The 339-nt window shown below is 42.5% G+C and carries 1 pseudogene; it reads left to right on the forward strand.

The window, feature by feature from the left end:
- Positions 1 to 339: pseudogene (locus tag AB4486_RS28470) on the forward strand (hypothetical protein); the annotation flags it as partial.

Consider the following 339-nt stretch of genomic DNA (forward strand, 5'->3'; position numbering starts at 1 on the left):
GGCTTTAAAGGGCCGGGTATTGATGAAATTGCTGAAATACACCAATACGGGGAAGACAAGGGCTGGGAAATTGCAACCATTGACATTGTAAAGCATATGAATGCAGACCAAGCTAACTGTGGCTATGGTTGTTCAGGAAACCCGTATGATGCCTATTGGTCGTTTCATCCATTAGGGCATGGTGATCTTCACGAGTTAGGGCATGGTTTAGAGCGTGGTCGATTTAGGTTTAGCGGCTGGGATGGGCACTCTACAACGAACTACTATTCGTATTTTAGTAAATCAAAATATTATAAAGACACCGGAAAAGTATCGTCTTGCCAAGGCTTAGATTTTAAA

The organism is Vibrio sp. 10N.222.55.C6 (genome assembly GCF_041473395.1).
Taxonomy (GTDB): domain Bacteria; phylum Pseudomonadota; class Gammaproteobacteria; order Enterobacterales; family Vibrionaceae; genus Vibrio; species Vibrio crassostreae_C.